At 67.9% G+C, this 25,838-nt stretch carries 24 protein-coding genes; 18 read left to right on the plus strand and 6 right to left on the minus strand.

The annotated features are described in order from the left end of the window. Positions 1-13 precede the first annotated feature (13 nt). The 5 genes from EL337_RS16000 to EL337_RS16020 are packed head-to-tail and all read left to right on the plus strand — an operon-like array spanning position 14 to position 5,211. The gene (locus EL337_RS16000; RefSeq protein WP_048633714.1) at positions 14-1,129 is read left to right on the plus strand and encodes an Rv3169 family protein; all 1,116 of its coding nucleotides are present in this window, start codon (positions 14-16) and stop codon (positions 1,127-1,129) included. A gap of 10 nt (positions 1,130-1,139) precedes the next feature. Further along, on the plus strand, positions 1,140-2,126 hold the full coding sequence (locus EL337_RS16005) for a TIGR03617 family F420-dependent LLM class oxidoreductase (protein ID WP_048633713.1): 987 nt from the start codon (positions 1,140-1,142) through the stop codon (positions 2,124-2,126). Positions 2,127-2,128: 2 nt separating this feature from the next. Then, complete coding sequence (locus tag EL337_RS16010; RefSeq protein WP_048633712.1) at positions 2,129-4,504, plus strand: PEP/pyruvate-binding domain-containing protein; 2,376 nt, start codon at positions 2,129-2,131, stop codon at positions 4,502-4,504. Between the two features lie 33 nt (positions 4,505-4,537). After that, the gene (locus EL337_RS16015) at positions 4,538-4,825 is read left to right on the plus strand and encodes an ArsR/SmtB family transcription factor (RefSeq protein WP_048633711.1); all 288 of its coding nucleotides are present in this window, start codon (positions 4,538-4,540) and stop codon (positions 4,823-4,825) included. Further along, entirely contained in the window at positions 4,822-5,211 is a 390-nt protein-coding gene (locus tag EL337_RS16020) for a VOC family protein (RefSeq protein ID WP_048633710.1), read from the plus strand. The genes EL337_RS16015 and EL337_RS16020 overlap by 4 nt, the downstream gene beginning before the upstream one ends. Here EL337_RS16020 and EL337_RS16025 read toward each other — a convergent pair. Then, entirely contained in the window at positions 5,208-7,199 is a 1,992-nt protein-coding gene (locus tag EL337_RS16025; protein WP_083443159.1) for a DUF7064 domain-containing protein, read from the minus strand. The two genes, EL337_RS16020 and EL337_RS16025, sit on opposite strands and share 4 nt — an antisense overlap. A 134-nt stretch (positions 7,200-7,333) precedes the next feature. On the opposite strand from EL337_RS16025, the gene EL337_RS16030 reads away from it, so the two are divergent. After that, positions 7,334-8,323 (plus strand): SDR family NAD(P)-dependent oxidoreductase, encoded by a 990-nt coding sequence (locus EL337_RS16030; protein ID WP_048633709.1) that lies wholly within the window; start codon positions 7,334-7,336, stop codon positions 8,321-8,323. Here the strand turns inward: EL337_RS16030 and EL337_RS16035 are convergent. Then, positions 8,320-8,916, minus strand: a complete 597-nt coding sequence (locus tag EL337_RS16035; RefSeq protein WP_048633708.1) for a TetR/AcrR family transcriptional regulator — start codon at positions 8,914-8,916, stop codon at positions 8,320-8,322. The two genes, EL337_RS16030 and EL337_RS16035, sit on opposite strands and share 4 nt — an antisense overlap. 90 nt (positions 8,917-9,006) lie before the next feature. Between EL337_RS16035 and EL337_RS16040 the strand changes: the two genes are divergently transcribed. Then, positions 9,007-11,262, plus strand: a complete 2,256-nt coding sequence (locus tag EL337_RS16040) for a molybdopterin-dependent oxidoreductase (RefSeq protein ID WP_232786853.1) — start codon at positions 9,007-9,009, stop codon at positions 11,260-11,262. Here the strand turns inward: EL337_RS16040 and EL337_RS16045 are convergent. Beyond that, positions 11,259-12,107, minus strand: a complete 849-nt coding sequence (locus EL337_RS16045) for a peptidoglycan recognition protein family protein (RefSeq protein ID WP_048633707.1) — start codon at positions 12,105-12,107, stop codon at positions 11,259-11,261. The two genes, EL337_RS16040 and EL337_RS16045, sit on opposite strands and share 4 nt — an antisense overlap. Before the next feature lie 167 nt (positions 12,108-12,274). On the opposite strand from EL337_RS16045, the gene EL337_RS16050 reads away from it, so the two are divergent. The 3 genes from EL337_RS16050 (at position 12,275) to EL337_RS16060 (ending at position 14,075) form a co-directional block, all read left to right on the plus strand. Beyond that, a complete protein-coding gene (locus EL337_RS16050; RefSeq protein ID WP_048633706.1) occupies positions 12,275-12,757 on the plus strand; it encodes an SRPBCC family protein in 483 nt (160 codons plus the stop codon). A gap of 104 nt (positions 12,758-12,861) precedes the next feature. Beyond that, on the plus strand, positions 12,862-13,254 hold the full coding sequence (locus tag EL337_RS16055; protein WP_048633705.1) for a nuclear transport factor 2 family protein: 393 nt from the start codon (positions 12,862-12,864) through the stop codon (positions 13,252-13,254). Next, a complete protein-coding gene (locus EL337_RS16060) occupies positions 13,254-14,075 on the plus strand; it encodes a PHP domain-containing protein (protein ID WP_048633704.1) in 822 nt (273 codons plus the stop codon). The genes EL337_RS16055 and EL337_RS16060 overlap by 1 nt, the downstream gene beginning before the upstream one ends. Before the next feature lie 34 nt (positions 14,076-14,109). Here the strand turns inward: EL337_RS16060 and EL337_RS16065 are convergent, their stop codons facing one another. Further along, on the minus strand, positions 14,110-15,564 hold the full coding sequence (locus EL337_RS16065; protein WP_048633703.1) for an HNH endonuclease signature motif containing protein: 1,455 nt from the start codon (positions 15,562-15,564) through the stop codon (positions 14,110-14,112). A 259-nt stretch (positions 15,565-15,823) separates the two neighbouring features. Between EL337_RS16065 and EL337_RS16070 the strand changes: the two genes are divergently transcribed. The 3 genes from EL337_RS16070 to EL337_RS16080 are packed head-to-tail and all read left to right on the plus strand — an operon-like array spanning position 15,824 to position 19,306. Further along, positions 15,824-17,146, plus strand: coding sequence for a glycosyltransferase (locus EL337_RS16070; RefSeq protein ID WP_232786852.1), 1,323 nt, complete (start codon positions 15,824-15,826; stop codon positions 17,144-17,146). Then, positions 17,139-18,338 (plus strand): glucosamine kinase, encoded by a 1,200-nt coding sequence (locus EL337_RS16075; RefSeq protein WP_232786851.1) that lies wholly within the window; start codon positions 17,139-17,141, stop codon positions 18,336-18,338. The genes EL337_RS16070 and EL337_RS16075 overlap by 8 nt, the downstream gene beginning before the upstream one ends. After that, complete coding sequence (locus EL337_RS16080; RefSeq protein WP_048633701.1) at positions 18,335-19,306, plus strand: SIS domain-containing protein; 972 nt, start codon at positions 18,335-18,337, stop codon at positions 19,304-19,306. Before EL337_RS16075 ends, EL337_RS16080 begins: the two co-directional genes overlap by 4 nt. On the opposite strand, the gene EL337_RS16085 is transcribed toward EL337_RS16080, so the two are convergent. Then, positions 19,287-20,513 (minus strand): ankyrin repeat domain-containing protein, encoded by a 1,227-nt coding sequence (locus tag EL337_RS16085; RefSeq protein ID WP_048633700.1) that lies wholly within the window; start codon positions 20,511-20,513, stop codon positions 19,287-19,289. The genes EL337_RS16080 and EL337_RS16085 overlap by 20 nt on opposite strands. Before the next feature lie 207 nt (positions 20,514-20,720). Between EL337_RS16085 and EL337_RS16090 the strand changes: the two genes are divergently transcribed. The 5 genes from EL337_RS16090 to EL337_RS16110 are packed head-to-tail and all read left to right on the plus strand — an operon-like array spanning position 20,721 to position 24,785. Further along, positions 20,721-21,029 (plus strand): hypothetical protein, encoded by a 309-nt coding sequence (locus EL337_RS16090; protein WP_048633792.1) that lies wholly within the window; start codon positions 20,721-20,723, stop codon positions 21,027-21,029. A 15-nt stretch (positions 21,030-21,044) separates the two neighbouring features. Further along, the gene (locus tag EL337_RS16095) at positions 21,045-21,866 is read left to right on the plus strand and encodes a siderophore-interacting protein (RefSeq protein WP_048633699.1); all 822 of its coding nucleotides are present in this window, start codon (positions 21,045-21,047) and stop codon (positions 21,864-21,866) included. A 4-nt stretch (positions 21,867-21,870) separates the two neighbouring features. Beyond that, positions 21,871-22,914, plus strand: a complete 1,044-nt coding sequence (locus EL337_RS16100; protein WP_048633698.1) for a FecCD family ABC transporter permease — start codon at positions 21,871-21,873, stop codon at positions 22,912-22,914. Next, positions 22,911-23,963, plus strand: coding sequence for a FecCD family ABC transporter permease (locus tag EL337_RS16105; RefSeq protein ID WP_048633697.1), 1,053 nt, complete (start codon positions 22,911-22,913; stop codon positions 23,961-23,963). Before EL337_RS16100 ends, EL337_RS16105 begins: the two co-directional genes overlap by 4 nt. 18 nt (positions 23,964-23,981) lie before the next feature. Beyond that, positions 23,982-24,785: an ABC transporter ATP-binding protein gene (locus tag EL337_RS16110; protein ID WP_126316602.1), complete on the plus strand. Its 804-nt coding sequence runs from the start codon at positions 23,982-23,984 to the stop codon at positions 24,783-24,785. Here EL337_RS16110 and EL337_RS16115 read toward each other — a convergent pair. Continuing rightward, entirely contained in the window at positions 24,772-25,713 is a 942-nt protein-coding gene (locus tag EL337_RS16115) for a methionyl-tRNA formyltransferase (protein WP_048633695.1), read from the minus strand. The genes EL337_RS16110 and EL337_RS16115 overlap by 14 nt on opposite strands. Positions 25,714-25,838 lie beyond the last annotated feature (125 nt).

A 25,838-nucleotide genomic window follows, 5' to 3' on the forward strand; every position in this document is an offset into this window, starting at 1 on the left:
TGATGGAGAATGTGTGAACCTCAGCCCGCTCGACGAGTACCCGATCCATCAGACGCCGTCCCCGGTCTCCTCGCCGGCGACGTCGGACCGCAATTTCTACGATCGGTCCTACTTCAACGTGCTCGACCGCAGTGGCCGCTTCATGGCGCTCACCGGCATCGGCTACTACCCGCGACTCGGCGTCAAGGACGCGTACTTCCTCGTGCGCCGCGGCGACACCCAGACCGCGGTGCACCTCAGCGACGCGATCGATGACGATCGGCTCCACCAGAACGTCAACGGCTACCGGCTCGACGTCGTCGAACCGCTCCAGGAGTTGCACCTGACGCTGGCCGAGACCGAGGGCATCGCCGCGGACCTGACCTGGCGCGGCCTGTTCCCCGCCGCGCTGGAACGTCCGCACGAGATGCTGACCGAGCGGCGGGTGACGTTGCAGGCGTGCCGTTTTGCCCAGGTCGGCACGTGGGAAGGCTGGATCGAGGTGGACGGCGACAGATTGGACGTCGACCGGACCACCAGCGTCGCGAGCCGGGACCGGTCCTGGGGGATCCGGCCTGTCGGTGAACCTGAGCCCGCGGGTCGTCCGGACACGGCGTTCCAGGGAATGTGGTGGCTCTATCTGCCGCTGGCGTTCGACGACTACCAGCTGTTCCTGATTCTGCAGGAGGATCCGGACGGCCAACGCAGCCTCTACGACTGCACCCGGCGCTGGCGGGACGGCCGGGTCGAGCAACTCGACGGTGTGCGCGTCACCGTGCACTACAACCCGGGCACGCGGATCCCGCACGGAGTCCACGTCGAGTTCATGAACCGCGCCGGCGACCGGATCACGCTCGATGTCGAATCGAAGCTGTTCGCTCCCATTGCGTTTGGTTCCGGCTACGGAGGCGACTCGTCGTGGTCGCACGGCACGTGGAAGGGCGGGCCGTTCGCTGAACGGGTCAGCTTCGACCTGACCGATCCGGCGGTGATGGCCAGGGCGCCTTTCAGTCTCATCGACCACGTCGGCGCGGCAGTATGTACCGAGGCCGACGGCCGCACCCGCGAAGGCGCGGGGCTGTTCGAGCACGGCGTCATCGGCCCGCACCACCCGTCGGGGTTCTCCGACTGGACCGACGTAGCGAAGTAGGCGCGGCGATATGAAGATCATGACGGCGCTGTTCGGACCGACCGACGCGGTCGAACGAGCCGCCCTTCTCAAAGAGGCCGGCGCGTCCGGCGTATTCACCTTCGAAGGCCCCTTCGACGTCTTCACGCCGCTGGTGCTGGCGTCTGCGGTCAAGGGCCTCGACGTGATGTCCAACGTCGCGATCGCATTCCCGCGCAATCCGATCCACCTCGCGCATCAGGCCAACGATCTGCAGCTGGTGACCGAGGGGCGATTCATCCTCGGCCTGGGCACGCAGGTACGCGCACAGATCGAGAAGCGCTACGGGGTGGAGTTCGACCGGCCGGTCGCGCGGATGAAGGAGATGGTCGGGGCGCTGCGGGCGATCTTCGCCACCTGGAACGACGGCGAGCGGTTGAACTTCCGCGGCGAGTACTACCGCCACACGTTGATGACCCCGACCTTCAACCCCGGCCCCAACCCGTTCGGCCCGCCCCCGATCTATCTCGGCGCGCTCGGTCCGCGGTTGACCCGCGCCACCGCGGAGGTGGCCGACGGCCTGCTGGTGATGCCGTTCGGATCGAAACGGTTCCTACACGAGACGACGATGCCCGCCGTACGGGAGGGACTCGCCGCAGCCGGACGCAGTGAGGACGAGTTCGCGGTGGTGCCGGAGATCATCGTGTCGGTCGGTTCCGAGGACCAGGACCACACGTCGACCCGAATGTTGTTGGCTTTCTACGGTTCCACCCCCGCCTACCGCCCGGTGCTCGATGCCCACGGGTGGGGCGACCTGCAGCCGGAGCTGAACGCGATGTCCAAGCAGGGCCGCTGGCAGGAGATGGCCACCCTCATCGACGACGAAGTGCTCCACACCATCGCCGCCTGCGGCACTCCTGCCGAGATCGCCAGGCACATCCGAGACCGCGTCGACGGGGTGTCCGACCGGATCTGCCTGTATCAACCAGGCCCCATCGCCGTGGATGCACTCGCCGAGATCGTGGACGCGCTGAGCTGACCATGGCACCGAGAACGATCGAATTCGACGACATCACCGACGACCGATTCGGCGGCAAGGCGGCCGGCCTCGCGGAACTGCGCCGCCTCGGGCTCGCCGTGCCCGTCGGGTTCGTCATTGCGAACGCCTCGGCAGAGGGCGCCCCCGACGACGCGGCGGCCAGGTTCGCACAGATGACCGACGCCGGTGCGACCCCGGTGGCCGTGAGATCGTCGGCGGTCGGGGAAGACGGCGTCGAGCAGTCCTTCGCCGGCCAGTACGACACCGTGCTCGGCGTCGATTCCGTCGATGGCTTCGCCGCGGCCGTGCGCAAGTGCGCCGCCTCGGTGGGTTCCCAACGCGCCGAGTCCTACAGCGGGCATTCCGCCGCCGTCATGAACGTCGTCGTGCAGCAGATGGTCGACGCGCGGGCGGCCGGTGTGGTGTTCACCGCGGATCCGGCCACGGGGCGGCGCGATCTCATGGTGATCGACGCCATCGCCGGGCTCGGCGAAGCACTTGTCGACGGAAGCGCCTCCCCCGACCACATCGTGCTCAACCCCGACGGCACGACCGCGGTCTGCGAGGTGAGCGCCGAGGCGGTGCTGTCGGCCGAGGACGTCACCGAGATCCGGTCAGGGGCACTCCGCGCTGCCGACCACTGGGGCAGGCCTATGGATCTGGAGTGGGCGATCGACCAGGCCGGGAAGCTGTGGTGGCTGCAGGCACGGCCCATCACCACGCTGCCCGGGGACCTCAACGAGATGGACTCCCCGGTCGCCGGTGCCTCGCATGTCTATACGCGCTGCAACATCGGCGAGATGATGCCGGGTGCGTTCTGTCCGCTGACGGCATCGGTGTCGGGATTTGCCATCGACTACGCCATGCAGATGACGCAGGTGGTGGCCCGAGCCCAGGACGACTATGACACGCCGTGGCTCCAGGTCGGCTACTTCTATGGTCACATGTTCTTGAACATGACCGAGGGGACGGCGCTGAGCTCAGGCATCCTGGGCAACTCCCTCGAACAGTTCTCGATGTCGATCTGCGGGCGCGTGGTCGACGAGCTGGAGGCCAAGCCGCCGGAGCCGTTCGCCCGCAAGCTCGTCAACACGATCCGGCTGTCGTCCTACGCGCTGTCGGCCGGTCCGGCGATCCGCAGGCTGAGCACTCAGATCTCCGGCTTCCGGATCCCGACCAGTGACGACCCGAAGGTTGTCCTGCAGCAGCTGGAGTCCGGCGTCGACCTGTACTGCGAGGTCACGCTCACCCACGTGCGGTCATCCTCACGCGCGGCGGTGGCGGCCAACATCCTGGAGAGCTTCCTGGTCAGAGACGCGGTCAAGAACGGCCGCACCGAAGAAGAGGGCCAGGCCGAGGCGATCCAGCTCATGGCGGGCGCTGCCGACGTCGAGAGCGCGATGATGCTCTCCGAACTCGACGCCGTCGTAGGGGCCATCGCAGAAGACCGTGACGTCGCCGAGAAGTTCCTTTCCGCGACTCCCGAGGACGCGGTGACCGGGTTGCGCGCCGCCCCGCACAGAAGCGGTGTGGCGTTGCGGCAGTTCCTGATTCGACACGGTCACCGCGGCTACCGCGAGCTGTGCATGCGCGATCCGTCCTGGGCCGAGGATCCCGGCGGACTGGGTTCGATGATGCAGGTCATGGTGCGCTCAGCTCTGGATCCCGTCGATCGCGGCCCGATCCACAGACAGGCCGACGCGCCGCGCTCACGGGCCGTCAGGTTTCTCGCCCGGCTCGCTCAGGGCGGTGCGCGCGGGCGCGAGGAGACCAAGTCCAAGATGGCGCTGATGGCGCACGCGCTCAAGCGCGGGTACCACCATCTGGGTCAGGTGCTGGCCGGCACGGGACGGCTACCCGACGCCGATCTGGTGTTTTTCTTCGACCGTGGCGAGTTGCATCGTGTCGTGAACGACGCGGACATCACCGAGTTCGTCCAGCGTGCGGTCAAGCGGCGGGAAGCACTGGCGTTCCAGGACTCGCTGGAATTCGACGACGTGTCGGTGGGCCGCCCTACGCCGGTGGTCGCGCCGCCGCCGAGCACCTTCGCCGACGATGTGATCGCCGGCCGGCCCGCCAGCCGCGGGACGGTGGAAGGCATTGTCCGCGTGGCGAAATCGATCCAGGATGCGCGAGACGTGCAGCGCGGAGAGATCCTGGTGGCACCGGTGACCGATGTGGGGTGGACGCCGTTCTTCACCGTCATCGGCGCACTGGTCACCGACATCGGCAGCTCGGTCTCCCACGGTGCCGTCGTGGCGCGCGAGTACGGTCTGCCCTGCGTGGTGAACACGCTGGTGGCCACGCAGGTGCTGAAGACCGGCGACCACGTGCGTGTCGACGGTGACCGAGGCCTGGTCACCCGGCTCAGTTCTTGACATGCAAGTAACCACTTGCCTAACGTGGGGCCGGTGGGTGATGTGTTCAAGGCATTGGCGGATCCCACGCGCCGCATCATTCTCGACGAGTTGACCGACGGGGACGGTCAGACACTGTTCGAGATCTGCGGACGTCTGACCACCCGCCACGGGATCACGTCTTCTCGCCAGGCGACATCTCAGCACCTTGCCGTGCTGGAGTCGGCGGGACTGGTCGAGACCCGCCGTGAAGGTCGCTACAAGTTCCACCACATCAACACCACACCGCTGCTGCAGATCAGCGAGCGTTGGCTCACCAGCACCGAGGGAGGATCGACATGAGAATCAGCTACGCCAGCATGCTCGTCGACGACCAGGACAGGGCGCTGCGCTTCTACACCGACATCCTCGGCTTCGCCGTCAAACACGACGTGCCGATGGGCGACGCCCGGTGGATCACCGTGGTCTCGCCGGAAGACCCCGACGGCACCGAACTGGTCCTGGAACCCGATGCCCATCCCGCCGTCAAACCGTTCAAGGACGCCCTGGTTGCCGACGGCATTCCGTTCACGGCATTCGTCGTTTCCGACGTCGGCGCCGAGTACGAGCGGCTGCGGGCCCTGGGCGTACGGTTCACCCAGCAACCCACCGACATGGGTCCGGTGACCACAGCAGTGCTCGACGACACGTGCGGCAACCTCGTACAGATCCAGAGCACGACGGGCTAACCGGTGTTGCGGTTCCACTCGATCCAGCCGGTCCCGGTGCGGCCGTCGGCGGTGACGACCGTGCCCCATGCCCGGGGGAAGCGGCTCACTCGCCCGTCCGGCGCGGTCAGCAACACCGGCGCATGTCCGCGAACGTCGATGCGGGCGTGGACATCCCCGTAGTCCAGTTCTGCGGACACCGGTAGGTCGTTGTCGGCGAAGGTCGTCTGCGCGGCGACCCGCGTCAGCTCGACGAGCGGTGCCCCGGCGCGCTGTAGGTAACCGACCGACAGAGGCGGCGCGCCCGGCACCAGGATCTGCACGCCGTGGATATGCGTGCCGTCGTCGAGGTGCAGGGCGCTCCACACCCAGTCCATGCTCCACCAGTCCCTGGCCGCCCACGAATGGTCACGCTGACCGGAAATGTCGACGAGTTCATGGGAATGCCCGTCCGCGGACACGGTTCCCGTTACCGTGCAGGGGATTTCGTACCGCGGTGAGATGCGGTACTGATACGGCTGCCCGACGGTGGTCCAGACCAGATCGATGTCGACGTCGACGGGCCTGCCCGCCTCGCTGCGCAGAAGTGCCGCCGGGTCGTCGTGGGCCTGCCCGCGTCCGCGCAGCGAGACCCGGTATTTGCGCAGCGGCTCGACCACCTCCTGGTCCACCTCGATACCGTCCGCGCGAGCACGGGTGTGGTCGTCGGGCACCGGGGCCGCGAAGTCGAGAACGGCGATGGTCGGCTTGCCTGGAGCGCATAGCAGTCCATTCACCCAGGCCTGGTTCTGGTTGGGGATCAGCCCGAGTCGGATCCAGCCCCCGAACTCCTGCGCGGGGTCCACGAAGTCGAAGTACCAGCTCTCGCTCCACAGCGGCTCATCGGTGGGCGCATGCCGCCCTTCGTCTTCCGGGTTGGGCTGCAAGGGTTCCGGCACCGTCGGTGTGGGAAGAAGCTCGAGGGCGCCGTTGTCGAGGACGTGCTGACAGTGCCGCGCGATCATCGCCATGAACATGGCATCACCGCGCTCGGTGCGCGCCACCAGCATCGGCGACACGATCGCCATCAACACGCCGAAGAAGCTCTGGTGCCGCACCCCCTCTCGCACGTCATCGAGAGTCACCCCCGAGCCGGGCCCGAGCGCTTCGTGGTAGGCGCCCAGCAGCGTGTCGTAGTGCTCGCGCCGCTGCTCCACGGGCAGCGCACATCCGAGGAAGTAGGCGACGTCGGTGAAGGCGGGGCCCCACGTGACCGTCTGCCAGTCCACGACGGTCAAAGGCCGGTCCGCACCGGCTTCACCGAAGAGCAGGTTGTCGAGCCGGAAGTCGCCGTGGACGAGTCCGCGGGGCAGCTCGGAGTCGTTCTCCGCTGCCATGTACGCGTCGAACGTCTCGACGAACCGCTCGCAGACGAGTCGGTGTTCGGGGGCGATCTCGTCGCGGTAGCGGTCGATGTAGCCGGCGTAGAGGGCTGTGATGAGCCCCTGGTTGACCGGCGACTCCCGGTTGATCCACGCCGCGCCTGCCAGGGCCGGATCGCCGAGCAGCGGACCGTGGACCCGCCCGAGCTGGGTCAGCGCCAGCTTCGCCTGTTCGACTGTGGCGCCGCGGATCTCGTCACCCACGCTCGCCGGCGCCGCGTCGGCGAGCAACAGATCGAAGGCTCCGGTCTCCGCGTCATACGCCGCGTGCCGGCACGGTGCGACAGGCCCGTCCAGCCCCGGCGCGATGTCGGTGTAGAAGCGCACCTCACGCTCGTAGAGGCCCATCGCCAGACCTGTCTGGCGGCTGCTCGGATCCGCGGCCGCGACCTTGAGCACCATGGACGCCGGTCCCGTGGCGCCGTCGGCGTAGCGCAGAGCGACGCGGTAGCACTCGCTCATCTGGCCCGTGCCGATGCGATCGGTGGTGAAGTCGGCAACCGCGCCCTCCCCGATCGCCGCGGTGAGCCACTCGGCCGTCAGATCGGCGGGACGCTGGATCAAATGTGGACGCAACGACGAGTTCACCCGGCCAACGTATAGCAGCGCTGCCGCGCGGGTAGACACATCAGCGGAATTAATTGACGGATGTCAACTCCTGCCCGCGGGACCGCCGCAGGACACGTGGGGTAGCGTCCGTCGAAGGGCCGACCGGAGGGCACATGAAGGTACTGATCACTGGCGGTACGGGGTTCGTCGGAGCGTGGACCGCCAAAGCCGCCCAGGACGCCGGACACGAGGTCCGCTTCCTGGTCCGCTCGCCCGAACGGCTGACCACCAGTGCCGAACGCATCGGCGTCGACATCGCTGATCACGTGGTCGGCGACATCGCCGACGGCGAGGCGACCGCAGCGGCCCTCGACGGGTGCGACGCGGTCATCCACTGTGCCGCAATGGTTTCCACCGATCCGAGCCGCGCGGACGAGATGCTGCACACCAACCTGGAGGGCGCCCGCAACGTCCTCGGCGGCGCCGTCCGTGCCGGTATCGACCCGATCGTGCACGTCTCCAGCTTCACCGCGCTCTTCCGGCCGGACCTGGAGGTGCTGCACGCGGACCTGCCGGTGGTAGGCGGCAACGACGGCTACGGCCGTTCCAAGGCCGCCGTCGAGGCCTACGCCAGGGGCCTGCAGGATGGCGGCGCTCCGGTCGACATCACCTATCCCGGGATGGTGCTCGGCCCGCCCGCCGGCGATCAGTTCGGTGAAGCTGCCGAGGGCGTCGAGGCGGCGGTCAAGATGCACGCGGTACCGGGACGCAGCGCCGCATGGATCGTCATCGACGTCCGCGACCTCGCCGCGCTGCACGTGGCCCTGCTCGAGCCCGGTCGCGGACCCCGCCGATACATGGCGGGTGGACAACGGGTTTCGGTCGAGCAGCTGGCCACACTGATCGGCGCGGCAGCCGGCCAGTCGCTGGTGGCGTTGCCCGTTCCGGACATCGCGCTGCGCAGCGCGGGTCGCCTTCTCGATGTCGTCGGACCCCTTCTGCCGTTCGAGACACCGATAAATTCCGCGGCCATGCAGTACTACACCCAGATGCCGGCATCGGACGACACACCCAGCAAAACCGACCTGGGCATCACTCAGCGCGATCCCGCCGAGACGCTCGCCGACACTGTCGACGGCCTGAGGGCGGTGGGCAGGCTCTAGCGTTGGCCGTCGCCGAGCACCCCGCGAAGAACCAGGTCCGCGAGCTGGTCGGCAGCGGTGTCGATGTCGGTGATCTTGCGGACGCAGACCGCGTACCAGGCGGCACCGGCTACCACGTCCATGACGCTGTCGGCATTGACAGCCGGGCGGACGGTGCCGCTCTCGACGCCGTCGGCGAGTTGGCGGGCGAGCTGGCGGCGTGCCGCGGCCTCCAGACGGTCGTTGATCAGCCTGCGCATCGCCGGCTCCAGCCGAAGGTCGTGCAGTAGTCCTGGGACTGCTTCACGCACAACGGGATCGGCGTACATCAGCAGTGCGCCACGGCACAACCGGGTGATCTCGGCGGCAATGTCGTCTTCACAGGGGGCCGGACCCAGGTCCGGGAAGGCCGCCTCGTGGATGAGATGAGCTTTTGATCGCCAGCGCCGGTAGATGGCCGGTCGGCTGACCTTCGCGGTGGCGGCGATGAGGTCGATGGACGTCGCCGAGTAGCCACGGGTCACCAGCAGTGTGCGGGTGGCATCGAGAACGGCGTCGTTGATCGCCGGGTCGCGACGCGACCCGTGGTGTCGCCTCCGGGCCGGTGCGTTCACCGAATGCCGTTCCCTTCCACCCCGTCTGTCGATACAGTGTGGCACAGCTCTTTGTCGTTACAGTGAGTCTTCACAATCGGAGTAGAGGCGATGGCGATGGCCGAGAACACCAGGCAGTTGGCGGGCGTCGGCGAGGACGGCCTGCACCTCTACACCTGCCCGCTGTGCGAAGCGATGTGCGGCTTGGAGATCAGCGTGAAGGACGGCCGTGTCGCCGGAATCCGCCCGAACAAGGACGACACCTGGAGCCGCGGCCACATCTGCCCCAAGGGCGCCTCCCTCGGCGCGCTGCACGAGGACCCCGACCGGATCCGGCGGCCGATGATCAAGGTCGACGGCCAGTGGCACGAAGTCGACTGGGACACCGCCTTCCGGCGCTGCACCGAGCTTCTCGCACCGATCATCGAGAAGCACGGCATCGGCGCAGTCACCGCCTACACGGGAAACCCTCTGGCACATTCCTTTTCGCTGGCGCGCTACACGGGCATCCTCCTCGGACTGTCGGGTATGCCGGTCACCTACTCCCCCGGCACCGTCGATCAGTGGCCGAAGAATCTGTCGTCTCACCTGATGTACGGCGGCTGGTGGAGCTTCCCGGTACCGGACATCGAACGGACCGACCTCCTCGTCGTGATGGGCGCCAACCCGGCAGCCTCGCAGGGCTCCCTGCTCGCCGCTCCCGATGTGATGGGTCTGCTCGGTGCAATCCGACGGCGCGGCAGGGTGATCGTGGTGGACCCGGTGAAGACGGCCACCGCTGACCGGGCCGACGAATGGCTGCCCATCACGCCGGGCACCGACGCGGCACTGCTGCTGGCGGTGTCACACACCCTGTTCGACGAGAACCTGGTGAACCTCGGCACCGTCGCGCCGTACCTCGACGGGGTGGACACGCTGCGCGACGTCGTCGCCGAGTGGCCACCGGAACGGGTCTCCGAGGCGACGGGTATCGATGCCGAACGGATCCGGGCACTGGCTCGTGAACTCGCGGGCACACCACGCGCAGTGGTGTACGGCCGAATCGGCACCTGTAACCAGGAATTCGGCAGCCTGGCCAGCTGGCTCGTCGACGTCGTCAACATCCTCACGGGCCATTTCGACGTCCCCGGTGGAGCGATGTTCCCCACCCCCACCGCGTGGACCATCACCGCGCAGCCGATTCCCGGGCTCGAGGACGGGGCACCGGACTTCGGGCGCTACCGCACCCGGGTGCGCGGCGCCAAAGAGGTGCTCGGACAGGTTCCGGTGTCGTGCATGGTCGAAGAGATCGCCACACCCGGCGAGGGCCAGCTGAAGGCATTGATCACCGTCGCGGGAAATCCGGTGCTGTCCACGCCGGCAGGGCACAAGCTCGACGAGGTGCTGCCGAACCTGGAGGCGATGATCTCGATCGACCTGTGGCTCAACGAGACAACTCGGCACGCAGACGTCATCCTGCCCGGGGCATCACCGCTGGAGCAGCCGCACCACGACGACCTGATCCTGAACTTCGCGATCAACAGCGTCGCGAACTACTCGCCGCCGGTGTTCGCCAAGCCCGACCCTTCGGCGCCCGACGAGTGGGAGATCCTGATCCGACTGACCGGACTGTGCACCGGCACACCGGCCGAGGACGTCGACGTCGCCGCGATCGACGACGGGTTCTTCGACTACATGTGCTTCACCCAGGGTCTCGACGGCGCTGAGATCCGGGCGCACTACGACCACGGCGGCCCCGAGCGCACCCTCGACCTGACGCTCCGCACCGGGCCTTTCGGTGACCACTACGGCCGCAACCCCGACGGGCTGACCCTGGACAAGCTCAAGGCGGCGCCAGACGGAATCAACTACGGCCCCATGGTCTCCCGCGTGCCCGAGGTGCTCGGCACCGCGGACAACACGATCCGGTTGGCGCCGCAGTACCTGCTTGACGACCTGCCACGACTCGCGCGCCGCATCGCCCGCGAACCCGACGAATTGGTGCTCGTCAGCCGACGGCATCTTCGCTCCAACAACTCCTGGCTGCACAACGTGGGTCAGCTGATGAATGGGCGGGACCGCTGCACATTGCTGATGCACACCGACGACGCCCGCGACCGGGGCCTCTCGAGCGGCGACCTGGCGGCGGTGACATCGGCGGGAGGCTGCATCGAGGTGCCTGTCGAGGTCACCGATGCCATCAAGCCCGGTGTCGTGTCGATGCCGCACGGGTGGGGTCACGGCAAGACGGGTACGCGCCTGTCCGTCGCCAACGGTTCACCCGGGGTCAACACCAACATCCTGTCGCCACCGGATTTTCTCGATGAACCGTCCGGCAACGGCGCGCTCAACGGCATACCGGTCGCGGTGACAGCGGCGGGCCTCTAGTCGACCAGACGCAACAGGAGCGCCGCGGCGGTGGCGGGACCGACGATTCCGTCCACCTTCAGCCCGGGTGTGCGACGCTGGAATTCTCGTACCGCCGAATCGGTCTCGGACCCGAACACACCGTCGACCTCCAGCGCGCCCGCGTAGGCCGCGTAAGCGTGCTTGAGTCGACGCTGAAGTTCGGCGACCTGGGGGCCGCGCGATCCGCGGTACAGCAGAACGTCGGCGTACTCACCGACGGGCACGGGCGGCCGAGGGGCGTGGGCGCCCAGCTGTGCGCCGATCCGGGCGGCGATGTCACGGCGCAGCTGGTCCATGGCGATGGCGCCAGGGTCCCATTTCCCCTGTGCCCGACCGGCATACTCCTTGTGCCCGATCGTGCGGCCCGCCGGCTGGCCCAACTGCCGATTGATCGCGGCGCAACTGTCGACCAGCGCAGAATATTGGGCGTCGGGCCAATTACGCCGGTGAGGCGCGCCGGGGCTGGTCCCGGAGTTCGCGCATTCGATGCCGATCGTGTGCCAATTGCCCATGTTCGCCGGCAGCCAGGGGTACATGCCGATACCGGCGTGCCATGCCACGCCGGCCGCCACCACCGTCACCGTTCCGGTGCGGGCGATGTGGAGCTGTGACAGCGGGCCGGCAAGGTCTGGTCGGCCGTAGGCGATGGAGTCGGCGGTCGCGGTATCCGAACCGGTGTGATGCACCATCACGCCCCGGATGTCTTTGAACTCACCATGCCCGCGGCGCTGCCACCCGGGGAATTCCACGACGTCGAGGCCCTCTTCGCGAAGGACGTCGGCCAGCCACACCGGGTCACCGCGCCACCCACGAGGCTGCGGCATACGGAAACTCCTGCGGGGTCGACCACGGATGACGACTGACGACTTTAGGCCAAGACGAGGACAGGACATGTCCGGGTTCGGACGTCCTGGTCAGGGGTTATACCGCATGCACGCAGGCAACACCCGGTAACGCGTTTGCCGGGGCCGGCTGGGGGTAGATGCCCCAGATGAACGCAGAACCAGCTGACATCGCCAAGTCGCCGATCGTGCGGCGGGACACTCGTGCGTCGCGTCAGCGCGTGTGGTCTGTGTTGGCCGATGGGTGGACATACTCCCAGTGGGTGGTCGGCAACAGCCGGATTCGCGCCGTTGACCCGAACTGGCCGGAACCCGGCAGCACCATCCACCACTCGATCGGGGTGTGGCCCGCCGTCATCAACGACAGCACCGTCGTCGAGTCGAGCATCCCCGAGCACGAGCTCGTTCTGATCGCGAACACCAGGCCCTTCGGCAAGGCGCGGATCACATTGCGGCTGTCAGACCTCGACGACGGCGGCTGCGTGATCGAGATGGCCGAGGTACCGATCACCGCTCCGATGAGCTGGCTGCCGGATTCGGTATCTTTGGCCGCCATCTTTCCCCGCAACCGCGAAGCGACGTGGCGGCTCGCGGCGCTCGCCGAACGTCGTACCGACGCTGACGTCGACTGACCCGGTGTGCGGCTGAGCCCGTCTGACGGCGGCGGGGCGACGCGCTACCGTCATGGCACCGGGCAGGCGCAGGTGCCAGGCCCCGACGCGATACGAGGTGTGCGATGCATCCTTTCCGGCAGGCCGTGGAGGCGCGGGACCACACCGCGATGGGAGCACTGTTGGCCGACGATGTGGTGTTCACCAGCCCGGTGGCGTTCACGCCGTACCCGGGTAAACCGATCACTGCCGCGATCCTGCGCGGCGTGATGCGGGTGTTCGAGGACTTCCGCTACGTCCGCGAGATCGCCGACAGTGGCGGCCGCGACCACGCGCTGGTGTTCGAGGCCACGGTCGCCGGCAAGAAGGTCACCGGCTGCGATTTTCTGCACATCAACGACGACGGTCTGATCGACGACTTCATGGTGATGGTGCGACCGCTCTCGGGTGCCACCGCCCTGGCTGAGGCGATGGCGGCGCAGTTCGACCGCATCAAGGAAGAGGCGCTGCAGGGTTGATGCTGCCGTCTGACAACCACGTCCATTCCCGATGGTCGTGGGACACCGCCGACACCTCGACCATGGAGCGTGAGTGCCGCGCGGCGATCCAGCGAGGTATCCCGGCTGTCACCTTCACCGAACACGTCGACTTCACCGACTGGGCGGCGGGTGACCACTCGGGATCGCTGGAGGTCGGCGAACGGCCCGGGGTTGCCGAACTCGATATCGCCGGATACTCCGCGGACATCGCTCGCTGCCGCGACATGTTCCCGCAGCTGCGCATCCTGTCCGGCATCGAAGCCGGTGAGCCACACTACTTCCCGGCCAGTGTCGCGTCCGTGCTCGGCGCGGGCGTGTTCGACCGGGTGCTCGGCAGCCTGCACGCGATTCCGTTGCAGGGCACGCTGGAATCGGTCGATGCCGCGCTGTTCGGTCGACTCGATGCGCACGAGTTGATGGACCGCTACTTCACCGACATGGTGACGCTGGTCGAGGTATCCGACGTGTTCACCGTGCTGGCCCACTGCGACTACCCGCGCCGGTACTGGCCGGAGGAACGGGCAGGCGCGTTCCGCGAAGCTGACTTCGAAGAGCACTACCGCACTGTGTTCCGCGCTCTGGCCGCCTCCGAGCGTGCGCTGGAGATCAACACGCGTTCGCCGCTGGCGTCGGTCGAGCTGATCCGGTGGTGGTGGGAAGAAGGCGGCGACGCAGTCTCCTTCGGCAGCGACGCCCACCGTCCCGAGCGGATCGGCGACCAGTTCGAACTTGCGGTGGACATCGTCGAGCACGCCGGCTTCAAACCGGGCCGCGACCGATACGACTTCTGGCGACGCTGATTCCCGAACCAACCGGTTTGTCGCACAGCACTTTTCACGGTCCGTCGTCGTCCTCGGGTAGGAGGTATCGCTCGGGGTGGTGATAGCCGTTGACCCGGTGCTGGCCAGTATCGAGGTCGGGTGGTGGCAGCCATTCGGTCTGGTTCTTCGTGTTCTTGCGGGTACGCCATTGAGTGGTGTCGAGCATGCGGTGGTCTTGGGGACAGGCCAGGGTCATGTCGTCGACGTTGGTCTGCCCGCCCTCGATCCAGTCGGTGACGGCGTGGTGGGCTTGGCACCAATATCCCGGTGCGCTGCAGCCCGGGCGGGTGCAGCCGCGGTCGCGCGCATGCAGCACGATCCGCTGCGCCGCGGAGGCGAGCCGTTTCGTCCGCGCCAGATACAGGGACTGGCCGGTGTGCTGGTCGTAGACATACAGGTAGTGATGCGCGTGGGCGGCCATCCGGATCAGATCCGGCATCGGCAGCAGCGAGCCGCCGCCGGTGACCGCGACGCCGGCGCCTTTTTCCAACTCCTGCAGCGTCGTCGAGACGATGACGGTGACGGGCAACCCGTTTTGGCTGCCCAAAACGCCGGATTCCAGCGCCCGGCGCCCCAGGGCGAGCAGGGCGTCGTGATTGCGCTGGGCCGCGGTGCGGGTATCGGTGCGGCGGGGATCGGGACACCTGTCCTTGTTGTCCGCAGGTGCGGCCTCGGCCTGAGGCATGTTGGCATCAGGCACGTCAGGCTCGGCCTCGGGCGTATCGGCCTCGGCCTGAGGCACGTCGGTGTCGGTGTTGGGTTCCTCGTCGGGGATGTTGTGTCCGGGGGCGGCTTCTTTGGCGAAGATCGCTTCCATCACCGCGCGCAGTTGGGCCGACACCCAGCCGCTGATAGTGCTGTAGCCATCTGATTGTTGCGGCCCGAACCGGACTCCGCGCCGGCGGGCACGGTCGGCCTCGCTTGGTGGAGGGCCGTCCTGATCGATACACGCCACCAACCGCCTCGCAGCAGCATCAAGAGTCTCCGGGGTCAACCCCGCCGCCAACTCAGCCAGCTGAGCGTCAGCCGCGGCGCGGGTGTCGACATCCACCCAGGACGGCAACGCTTTGTGGAACCGCTCGATCACTTCCAGATGTTCGACGTCGAGTTCGCCGCGGGCTTGGGCTGCGGCGGTCGATTCCCACAGCGGCGGCAACGGCTCGCCGGTGAAGCTCCGGCGTGGGCCCAGTACTTTGGCCCGGGCGATGCGGCGTTTGGCCTCGGCGCTGGTGATCCGCAGCGCCGTGGTCAGGACTGCGGGCCAGGTTTTCTCCCCCAACCGGCAGGGTTCGGTCTCGGCGGTCAGCCGGGCCAGGATGCGATGTTCCAGCGCGGGCACCGACCGCATCACCGTGGTTACTTCCGCCAGCAGCGCAACCAGTTCGCGGTGGGACAGCTCGTCGCAGGCTTTGGTCAGAGCGGCGAGCTGCTCGCCGATGGTCGCGACCGCCTCCGACACCCCATCCATGCATCGAACACTAGTTCGACCCACCGACAAACCCGACCGCGAACCTGTGACACAGGACAACCCCTGTGACCACAGAAACCCAAGTGACAGAGGAAGATTCAGAGTTTCAATGAACACGAGCCAGGCGGACAGCGGGAAAGCCCGGCGCAGTCAGCCATGTCGTATCCAGCGGCGACATTACTCTTGGTCTTCGACGAGCGACTACGTTCACAAGCGCACAGGATCCCAACGGCTTCCCAACGGAAGGGGAACACCCAACGTGACCGCGAATCGGCAATTGACGGTGATGTTCTGGCCGGAATCGGCGTACGGACCCACCAATCAGTGCATCGGGCTCGCGTCGATCCTGCATCAGCGGGGCCACCGAATCGTCTTCGCCGCAGAAAGCTCGTGGGCTGGCAAGCTTGCTGCATTCGGCTTCGTAGAGGAACTGGTGGATCTCGCCGAGCCCGCCGGAGACGAGACCGCGGGCGAGGATCCTGGCAAGTTCTGGACCGACTTCATCGCCGAGACCGCACCGGAGTTCCGCAAGCCGACTGTCGAGCAACTCTCCACGTTCATCGCACCCACCTATCAGGCACTCATCGACGGCGCACGGTACTGCGAACCGAGGTTGCGCGAGATCATCGCCGAGCACCGTCCGGACGTCATCGTCGAAGACAACGTGGTGCTCTTCCCGGCGCTGGCCACCGCGGGCGTCCCCTTTGTGCGGATCGTCTCCTGCAGCCCGCTCGAAGTCCCCGGACCCGGCGTCCCGCCGCCCTTTTCGGGACTGCCGAGCGCTGATCCCGGCCAATGGGACTCCTACCGCGCGGAATTCGACCGCACCCATCGCGCGATGTGGACAGACTTCGACGCGTGGGTGCAGGCGCAAGGAGCGGCACCCCTTCCCGAGTTGGAATTCATGCCGCGCACCACCGCGGCCAACCTCTACGTCTATCCCGCCGAGGCCGACTATCTGGACGTCCGCCCACTGGATGCAAGCTGGACCAGGATGGACTCCAGCGTGCGCGAGACCGATGAGGAGTACGTCGTACCCACCGAAGTCGCCGAGCGCCCCGAGGGCAGCGCGCTGATCTACCTGTCGCTCGGTTCACTGGGCGGCGCCGACGTCGGCCTGATGCAGCGGCTGGTCGACGTCCTGGGCACCACCCGGCACCGGTTCATCGTCAGCAAAGGGCCGCAGGCCGATCGTATTACGTTGCCGGCCAACATGGTCGGAGCACAGATGCTGCCGCAGACCAAGGTCATCCCGCAGGTCGATCTGGTGATCTCGCACGGCGGCAACAACACGGTCACCGAGACCTTGCATTTCGGAAAGCCGCTGATCGTCCTGCCCCTGTTCTGGGATCAGTATGAGAACGCGCAGCGCATCGATGAGCTCGGCTTCGGTATCCGCCTCGACACCTACGGCTTTCACGACGCAGAACTGACCGGCGCCGTGGATCGCCTGCTCGCCGACACCGCGCTGCGTGAACGACTCTCCGCCATCGGGGATGCCGTGCGCGCCCGCGACGGACTGCGAGTGGGTGCCGACGTGATCGAGCGGGTCGGCCTGACGCACCGGACGTCGGTTGTCTGACGTTCTGGACACCCTCGATCTCGGTAGCGACAGCCGGCTGTCGATCATCACCGAGAATGGAAAGCTGGCCGCGGTGCCGATGGTGTCCGACGGCCACCGGTGGCGGCGGGCCACGGTGGGTGACGGAGCGGCCGAGGCGCTGCTCGATGTCATTGCGGCACAGCCTGGGTCGCGGACCGTGGGCAACTTCACGATACGAGCGTGGGCGACGCGGGCCGCTGCGGGCGAACAACCGATGGGGGTGGATCAGACCAACGAATCGGTGATCGTCGGCGGCACCGCCGTGGTGAAGTGGGCGACGCACCTGCAGGACGGGCCGCATCCCGCCCCGGCGCGGATCACCGCGCTGCGCAACGCCGGGTTCACCGGCATGCCGACGCCCTGGGGGTTGATCACCTGGCATCCGCCAGATGCCCCCGAGACGCTGGCCGCCTACGTCGACGAATACCTGCCTGGCGCGGTCGACGGCTGGACCTGGGCTGTCGATCTGGTGACAGCCTCGGCGCTGGGCGGGGGCCCCGCCGCAGCCACGGCGGCAGGCGAGGTCGGTGCGCTCATCGCCGAGTTGCACGCCGCACTGTCGGGCACTGCGTCCGTCGCCTCCGCCGCGGACGCCGGCCGCTGGCGTGATGACGCCCTCGGCCTCCTCGAAACCGTTGGCACCATAGGCGATTCCGTCAGCGCGGGCATACTGCGCGACCGGCGCGACGAAGTGGTCGGTGCGCTGGAGGTTCTCGGTGACCTCGCGGGGACGCCGCTGATCGACGGTCACGGGGACCTGCACGTCGGCCAGGTGCTGCGCAGCACCGACCGCTTCGTCGTGACCGATTTCGACGGCAACCCGGTGCTGCCCGCGGCACGACGGATCCTGCCGATTCCCGCGGTCCTCGACGTCGCGGGCATGATCCAGTCGCTGGCACACGTGTCCATCGTCGCGCGCAAGTACTCCGTGCTGGATGCCGAAGCGCTGGCCGCGGTGGACACCTCGACGCGGGACCGCTTCCTCGCCGAGTATCGGCGCCGCCTCGGCGAACTCGGCCACGCCGATCTGTTCGACCCTCGCCCTCTCCGCGCTTTGCGCATACAACAGGTGATGCGCGAGATCGTCTATGCCGAAACGCATCTTCCCCGCTGGATGTACGTGCCCGACGCAGCCCTGCCCGCCCTCCTCGACGATAGGACCGAGACGTGAAGCCGGACGGATTCCTCAGCGACCTGCAGCGGAAGCCGGAGACGCTGCGACAACTGGCCGTCGCCCTGGCGGCGACGAACCCCTGGGCGGCAGTGGTACCGGCCGACACCGAACGCGTGGTGCTGCTGGGGATGGGCTCCTCGGCGTACGCCGGGGGCGTGGCGGCCGCGCGGATGCGGGCGCGCGGCATGGTCGTCGCGTCGGAGCTGGCATCCTCCCGGCTGCTGCCGGCGTGGGGTCCCGGAACACTGGTGGTGGCGACATCGGCCAGTGGCGGTTCCGCAGAGACACTGGACGCGCTGGGCAGGCTGCCTGCCACCGCCACGACCGTCGCACTGACCAACACCCCGAATTCTGCGATCGCCGCAGCCACCGGTGCCGTTGTCGCGCTCGCCGCCGAACCCGAGGTGGGTGGTGTCGCGTGCCGCAGCTACCAGCACACACTCGCGCTGCTGATGGCGCTGGAGTGTCACCTGAGCGGAACCGACTCGGCCGCGCTGGCAGCGACGGTCGATGCAGCCGCGGATGCTTCGGCGCACCTGCTTGAGACCGAATCGGACTGGGGCCCCGCGGTTTCCGAACGTCTCCTCGGACCGACAGGGACCCATCTTGCGGCGCCGGCGCATCGGCTGTGCTCGGCACAGCAGGGCGCGCTCATGCTCCGAGAGGGTCCTCGGCGGCCCGCCGTCGGCTGCGAGACCGGCGACTGGAGCCACGTCGACGTCTACCTGACCAAGACCACCGACTACCGGCTGCTGGTGTTCGCCGGGTCGCCGTGGGAAGCGCAACTGGCGGACTGGACCACCGCCCGCGGCAGCACCGTCGTCGGCGTCGGGGGCGACGTCGCAGGCGCTCAATACTGCGTGCGCTACCCGCGCGACTCCGAGGACGACGTCGCACTCCTCACCGAGACGCTGGTGCCCGAACTCGTCGCTGCGCGCGCCTGGCTCACGACCGAGGCTCGGTAACCGCGCCGAGCAGGTCGGCGGCCTCCGTTTGGTACGCGTACTGGGCCCAGCCCTGCGGAGTTGCGTCGAACCTGCGGTCGGTGACCGACGGATCCGCTCCCGCGTCGAGCAGCCGGCGGATGAGCCCGATGTCACCGCTCCACGCGGCGTGGTGCAACGCCGTGGCACCGTCCTGGTCGAGGGCGTTCACATCATCGGGCAGCTCGGCCATGCGCACTTGCGCTCCCGCGACGTCCACTCCGTGACGTGCCAGCAGGTCGAGACGCTCGGCGAACCCGTGTGCGGCGGCCCAGTCGACCTGCCGCCGCCACATCTGCGCGCGGGACTCCATCGCCCCGCCCAGTCTGCGCTCCCACGGACTCGGTGCGGCATCGGCCAGCCCGTGCGCGAAGAGCAGCTCCAGGTGCGAATTGTCGGGCCGGAACATCCTGTTGTACAGCGACTGCTGGTCGACCGGGTGGGCCCCGCGCCGGAGCAGGAGCGCCGCCAGCTCGGAGCAGTGCGGGTGGCGGGGCTGTCGCCGAGCCCCCTGCTCCCCCTCGCCGAACGCTCCGGTGAGCGCCGTGAACGGCGTGGACATTCCGCGCCACAGGTACCCCGCGTTCGGATCGGCTCCCGCATCGAGGAGAAGCGTTGCTGCAGTGAGAAGTTGGTCTGCGGTGCGGTGGACGTCGACGCGGGAGTAGCACAGATACAGCAGCGGAGCCCATCCGAACGGTCCCCCAGCGGCATTCACGTCCTCGCACTGAGTCAGATGGCGCGCCAACGCGTCCGGGTCGCCGGCGGCGGCAGCCGCCCATACGTGGGCGTCGGCGAGTCCGGGTTCGGCGCTCAACATTCGCGCGGCGGACGCCCACCGCGGCGGTGCATCGTCGTCGGTGTAGCGCAACACCGCGAGCGCGCAGAACCGGTCGGGCCCCGACATCGCACGTTCGTCGAAGCGTGCCGGATCCACGCTGAGGGCGGCTGCGGCCCGGAGATACTGCGCGAGGGCGGACCAGCCGGAGAAGCCGTACCGGCGAGCGACGACCAGTTGCGCGTCGTGCAGGGCGAACCTGTCCTTCGTGAGCGCGAGCTCCGCTCGCGGGTGATGCCGACGGACAGCGTCCACGGCATCGGGGGCGGCGACCGCCACCTCCCGCTGCAGCGTGCGGGCCTCGGCGCGGAGATGATCCAGTGACGGGTTGTCGGGCAACGTGCTGGCCATGACGGCCTCCTCTCGTACGCCCGGTGTCCGCGAGATCGGGCCGAGAAGAGGTCGGCGACGATGGTCGATCAGCAGGGAGGCTGAGCCTCTTCGAGCGGACATCGGGCGACCTGCGCGCCCGGACCGAGTGTAGTTCGACGACGCCGGACTACGGGGGACATGCGCTTTCGCCGGTCAGCGGACTGTTCCGGCGGTACGATCCCGGTCGTGTGGACCCTCCGCGTTGTGGCTCCGATCGGGTTGTGTGCGATCACCGTCGGACTGTCCGTCCTGGCCCCGTCACCGCAGGCCGTCGCGGATGTCTGCGGCTCGGTCGGTGGACGCCATGTCTCTGTCAACGCCTGCGGCAACCTGGCCGACGCCATCGCGCCGTGGGTGCCGCCGCCGGCGGAGTACGCCCCACTGCCCGAGGATTACGCCGCCGCGCCGCCGCCACCACCTCCCCCGCCGCCACCACCGAACGTGACGGTCTGCGCCAACGTCGGCAGGCGGATCTCCGTGAGCGGATGTGTTTAGGCTAACCTCGCCCAGGTGTCGTTCTCGTATGCCTCTGTGGTCGAGACCGCCCGGCTGAGTGCCCGCCTGCAGCGGATCGTGCTGCACGTCGACGATCCCGCCGCGCTCGACGTCAAACGCGCCGGTGACTCCGCAGTAGGCATCTACTTTGCGGGGTCAGCCTCGGACGAGACGGACTCATCCGAGGGCCGTAACTACTCGGTCCGCCGTCACGACGGCGACCGCATCACCGTCGACGTGGTGCTGCACGACGCCGGCCCCGGGACCGATTGGGCGTCGACCACCCGGCCCGGTGACCGGGTCGGCCTCGATCACGCCAGGTCGTGGTACCGGCCCGGGCCGGACACCGACTGGCAATTGCTGGTCACCGACTTGTCCGGACTGCCGGCGACTGCGCGCATCCTCGAAGAGATGTCCGAGGCCACCGCGACGACCCTGATCGCCGAGGTCGCCGGGACCGACGACCTCGACTACCTGCCGAAGCGTCCGGGCATTGCGCTGATCACCAGCGTCGGCACCGGAAACGGGCACGGCCCAAGCACACTCGCACGTGCGGTCACCGAACTGGAGATGCGTGCCGGGCGCGGCTACTGCTGGTTCGCCGGAGAGGCCGCCGAGTCCCGGGCTGTGCGCAAGCACCTCCGGGGACTCGGGTGGACGATCGACCAGTACGACATCACCGGATACTGGCGGCAGGATTCGGAGGCCTGGGACGCCAGGTTCGCCGAGGTGCAGGACGACGTCCTCGCCGTGTACGAGCGCGCGCTGACCGACGGTAAAGAAGACAAGGTGGCGTTCGAGGAGTTCGACGAAGCCTGCGAGCGGATCGGCCTCTGACCCGGTGACCACCCAGGCTGAGGCTCCCTCGACGCCCGTCGCACGGCGACCGACCCCGCGCAGCAGGGCCGTCGGTCTGGCCGTGGCAGCCATGGTGCTGTGCCTGGTGTGTGTGGCCAGCCTCGCCGTCGGCACCGAGAACGTGTCGCTGTCCACCGTGTGGCAGGCGGTCACCCACTACCGGGACGTCGGCGATCAGTGGATCGTCCACGATCTCCGCATTCCCCGGACGGTGCTGGGATTGCTGGTCGGGCTCGCGCTCGGCCTCTCCGGAACCCTGATCCAGGCGGTGGGGCGGAATCCGCTCGCCGACACCGAGATACTCGGAATCAATTCTGGGGCAGCACTTTTCGTGGTGTGCGCGATCGCCTTCCTCGGCTTGTCGGGAATTTGGACCTACATCTGGTTCGCGTTCGCGGGCGCATTGTTCGCGATGGCAGCGGTGTATCTGGTGGGCATCGCGGGACGCGCCACCGTCACCCCCGTGCGCGTTCTGCTGGCCGGCGTCGCCGTGGCCGCGGTACTCGAGGGATTCGGCTACGCGGTGCGGTTGCGCTATCCCCGTGCCTTCGACAACATGAGGTTCTGGGACTCCGGTGCACTCGACGGCCGCCCCCTCGACGTGGCGCTGGCGATCAGCCCGTTCATCGCGGTCGGCGCCGTGCTGTGCCTGACGGTCTCCCGCTCACTCAACGTCACCGCCTTCGGCGACGAACTTGCGAAAAGCCTCGGCGGCAACGTGGTTCGTACCCAGGTACTCAGCCTGGTGGCCGTCACACTGCTTGCCGGCGCCGCGACCGCAGGCGCCGGGCCGATCGGCTTCGTCGGCCTCATGGTGCCGCACGCGGTGCGCAGGTTCACCGGCCCTGACTGGCGCTGGATCCTGGCGTACGCGGTGGTCGTCGCTCCCGCCCTGCTTCTGGCTGCCGACATCGTCGGCCGCGTGGTCATCCCGCCCGCTGAGCTCCCCGCCGGCATCGTGACCGCGTTCATCGGCGCACCGGTGCTGATCTGGCTCATCCGCAAGCGAGGGGCGGACCGCACATGAGCGTCCCCGCCGTGGACTTCGGCCGGCGTCAGTGCGTGCTCCGCGTCGGAACGGTGGCCGTGCGCGCATCCTTGCGCGCGGTGTGCGTGGTGTCCGCGTTGTCGATCGGGGCCCTGGTGCTCGCGGTCATCGCCATCGGGTTCGGCAAGTATCACGTCGCACCGTGGGATGTGCTGGCGGTGCTGACCGGCGCCAACACCTCGTTCGACCGCGTGGTGGTTCTGGACTGGCGGATGAGCCGCATGCTGATGGCACTGCTCGTCGGGGCGGCGTTCGGCGTATCCGGCGCGATCTTTCAGGCGTTGACCCGCAATGCGCTGGGCAGCCCCGACATCATCGGGATCAATGTCGGGGCCTACACAGGCGCGCTGGCCATCATGGTGACGGTCGGCGGTGGGTACTACGCGATCGCCGGCGGCGCCCTGGCGGGCGGGTTGGTGACCGCGATGGTGGTGTACGCCCTGTCCTATCGCAACGGACTCGCGGGCTATCGGCTCATCGTGGTCGGCATCGGCGTCAGCGCGGTACTGAATTCGGTCAACCAGTGGATCGTCATCAAACTCGACCACCGCGCCGCTGTCACCGCCGTTGTGTGGCAGCAGGGTTCGCTGAGCGGCATGTCGTGGTCTCAGGTCGTGCCGATGGCGGCGTGCCTGGCGGTGTTGGCGGCGGCGCTCCTCGCACTGGGCCCTCAGCTGCCCGTCCTCCAACTCGGCGACGACGCCGCAGGAGCACTCGGCGTACATCCCGACCGGGCGCGCATCGGATACCTTGTGGTCGGGGTCGGCATGGTGGCACTCGCCTGCGCCGCGGCCGGGCCGATCGCGTTCATCGCGCTGGCCGCACCGCAGCTGGCCCGCAGGCTCACCGCCAGCCCCGGTGTCGCGCTGGTCCCCGCCGCGGCGATGGGTGCCGTGCTGCTGCTCGTCTGTGACGTCATCGCCCAACGGCTGTTCGGCGACAACGAAATACCTGTCGGCCCGGTGACCGTGTCATTGGGTGGCAGTTACCTCATCTACCTCTTGATCACGCAGGCCCGGCGCCGATGATCCGACTGAAGAAGCCCCATGACTGACGCGCGGCTGCAAGCCTCAGAACTGTCCATCGGCTACGACGACACGACGATCGTCACGGAGCTGTCCGTCGACGTCCGCGACGGACGGATCACCGTCATCGTCGGCCCCAACGCATGTGGCAAGTCCACGTTGCTGCGCGGCCTGGCCCGATTACTGAAACCCTCGGCGGGGCAGGTCATCCTGGACGGCGCCGATATCACGACACTGCATACCAAGGAGGTGGCCCGTCGGCTGGGCCTTCTCCCCCAGTCCTCGATCGCCCCCGAGGGCATCACCGTCGCCGACCTCGTGTCGCGGGGGCGTTTCCCGCACCAGAGACTTCTGCGCCAGTGGTCGGCCGACGACCAGGCCGCCGTTGCCGAGGCCATGCGGTGTACCGGGGTGACCGAACTGGCGGGCCGGCTGGTCGATGAGCTCTCCGGCGGTCAGCGCCAACGGGTCTGGGTGGCGATGGTGCTCGCCCAGCAGACACCGCTACTGCTCCTCGACGAGCCCACCACCTACCTCGACATCGCCCACCAGGTGGAACTCCTCGATCTGTTCGCGATGCTCAACCGCGAGCGCGGCCACACCGTCGTCGCTGTTCTGCACGACCTCAATCACGCGTGCCGGTATGCCGACGAGATCGTGGTCATGGCGGCGGGACGCATTGTGGCCCAGGGTGACCCGGCGACGGTGATCACCGCCGACCTGGTCGAGAATGTCTATGGCCTGCGCTGCCAGATCATCGCAGACCCGGAGACCGGCACACCGCTGATCGCGCCGCGCGCGTCTCCGCATCTCAGTCGGAGGTGAGATAGCCCCCGCCTCGGCCGAAGTAGTCGACGGCGCGCCGGTCGACCCCGTCGTCGGTGCGCACCACATCGAGCACCAGCCCCGGCGACCGGCCGCGGTAGGCGTCGGACCCGGCCACGATCACCATGCCGCCGTCCTCTTCGATGAACACCCGGCCCGGCGTGCCGCCATAGGCGCACCGCGACACGTGTGCGGAGATCAGTCGGATACGCTCGCCGCGAAAGTAGCTGTACGCGTTCGGATATGGGTCTGACAGCGCGCGGATCAGCCGCTCGATGTCGGCAGCGGGCCAATTCCAGTCCACCAGGCTGTCGCGGTCGGACCGCTTGTGGAAGAAGGTGCGCTGCGCGAGATCCTGGGCCACCGGGGAGGCGGTACCGTACTCCAGGCCGTCGAGCGCCTCTTCCAGGACTTCGGGCACCAGGTCCAGCGTGTCGAAGACCAGGCTCGTCCCGGTGCTGGCCGGCGTGATCTCCACCGCGCGTTGCACCAGGATCGCCCCGGTGTCGAGTTCGTCGTCCATCAGGTGCGCGGTCAGGCCGGTGTGGCTGGCACCGCTGATCAATGACCAGATCACTGGTGAAAAGCCGGTGAACTTCGGCAGCAGCGAGTCGTGGAGATTGACGGTTCCGAAACGGGGAATGCCGAACAGTTCTTTCGGAAGCTTGGTTCGCCAGTTGTTGGCGACCATCACATCGGGTGCCAAAGCAGAGACCCGATCCACCAACTCGGGCGATGGTCGCTTCGCGAGGAACACCTCGATACCGTGGTCACGCGCGAGACCCTCCACCGAGTCGGCCCAAATCGATTCGTAGACATGATCGCTCGTGGGGTGCGTGACCACCAGGCACACCTCGTGCCGTGACTTCAACAGGGCTTCAAGCGTTCGGTGTCCCCACGTCTGATAACCGAACATCGCTACACGCACAGCAACCTCCCAGGTTCAAGCTAGCCCACTGTGGTTAGCCTTCCCTTTGATAGCATGCCTTCCGGTCGTGGCAGGCCCCAACATGTCTCACGCACCCGCGGCCGAGCAGGGGCCTCGACGAACGA

This window comes from Mycolicibacterium aurum, assembly GCF_900637195.1.
In the GTDB taxonomy this organism is placed as follows: domain Bacteria; phylum Actinomycetota; class Actinomycetes; order Mycobacteriales; family Mycobacteriaceae; genus Mycobacterium; species Mycobacterium aurum.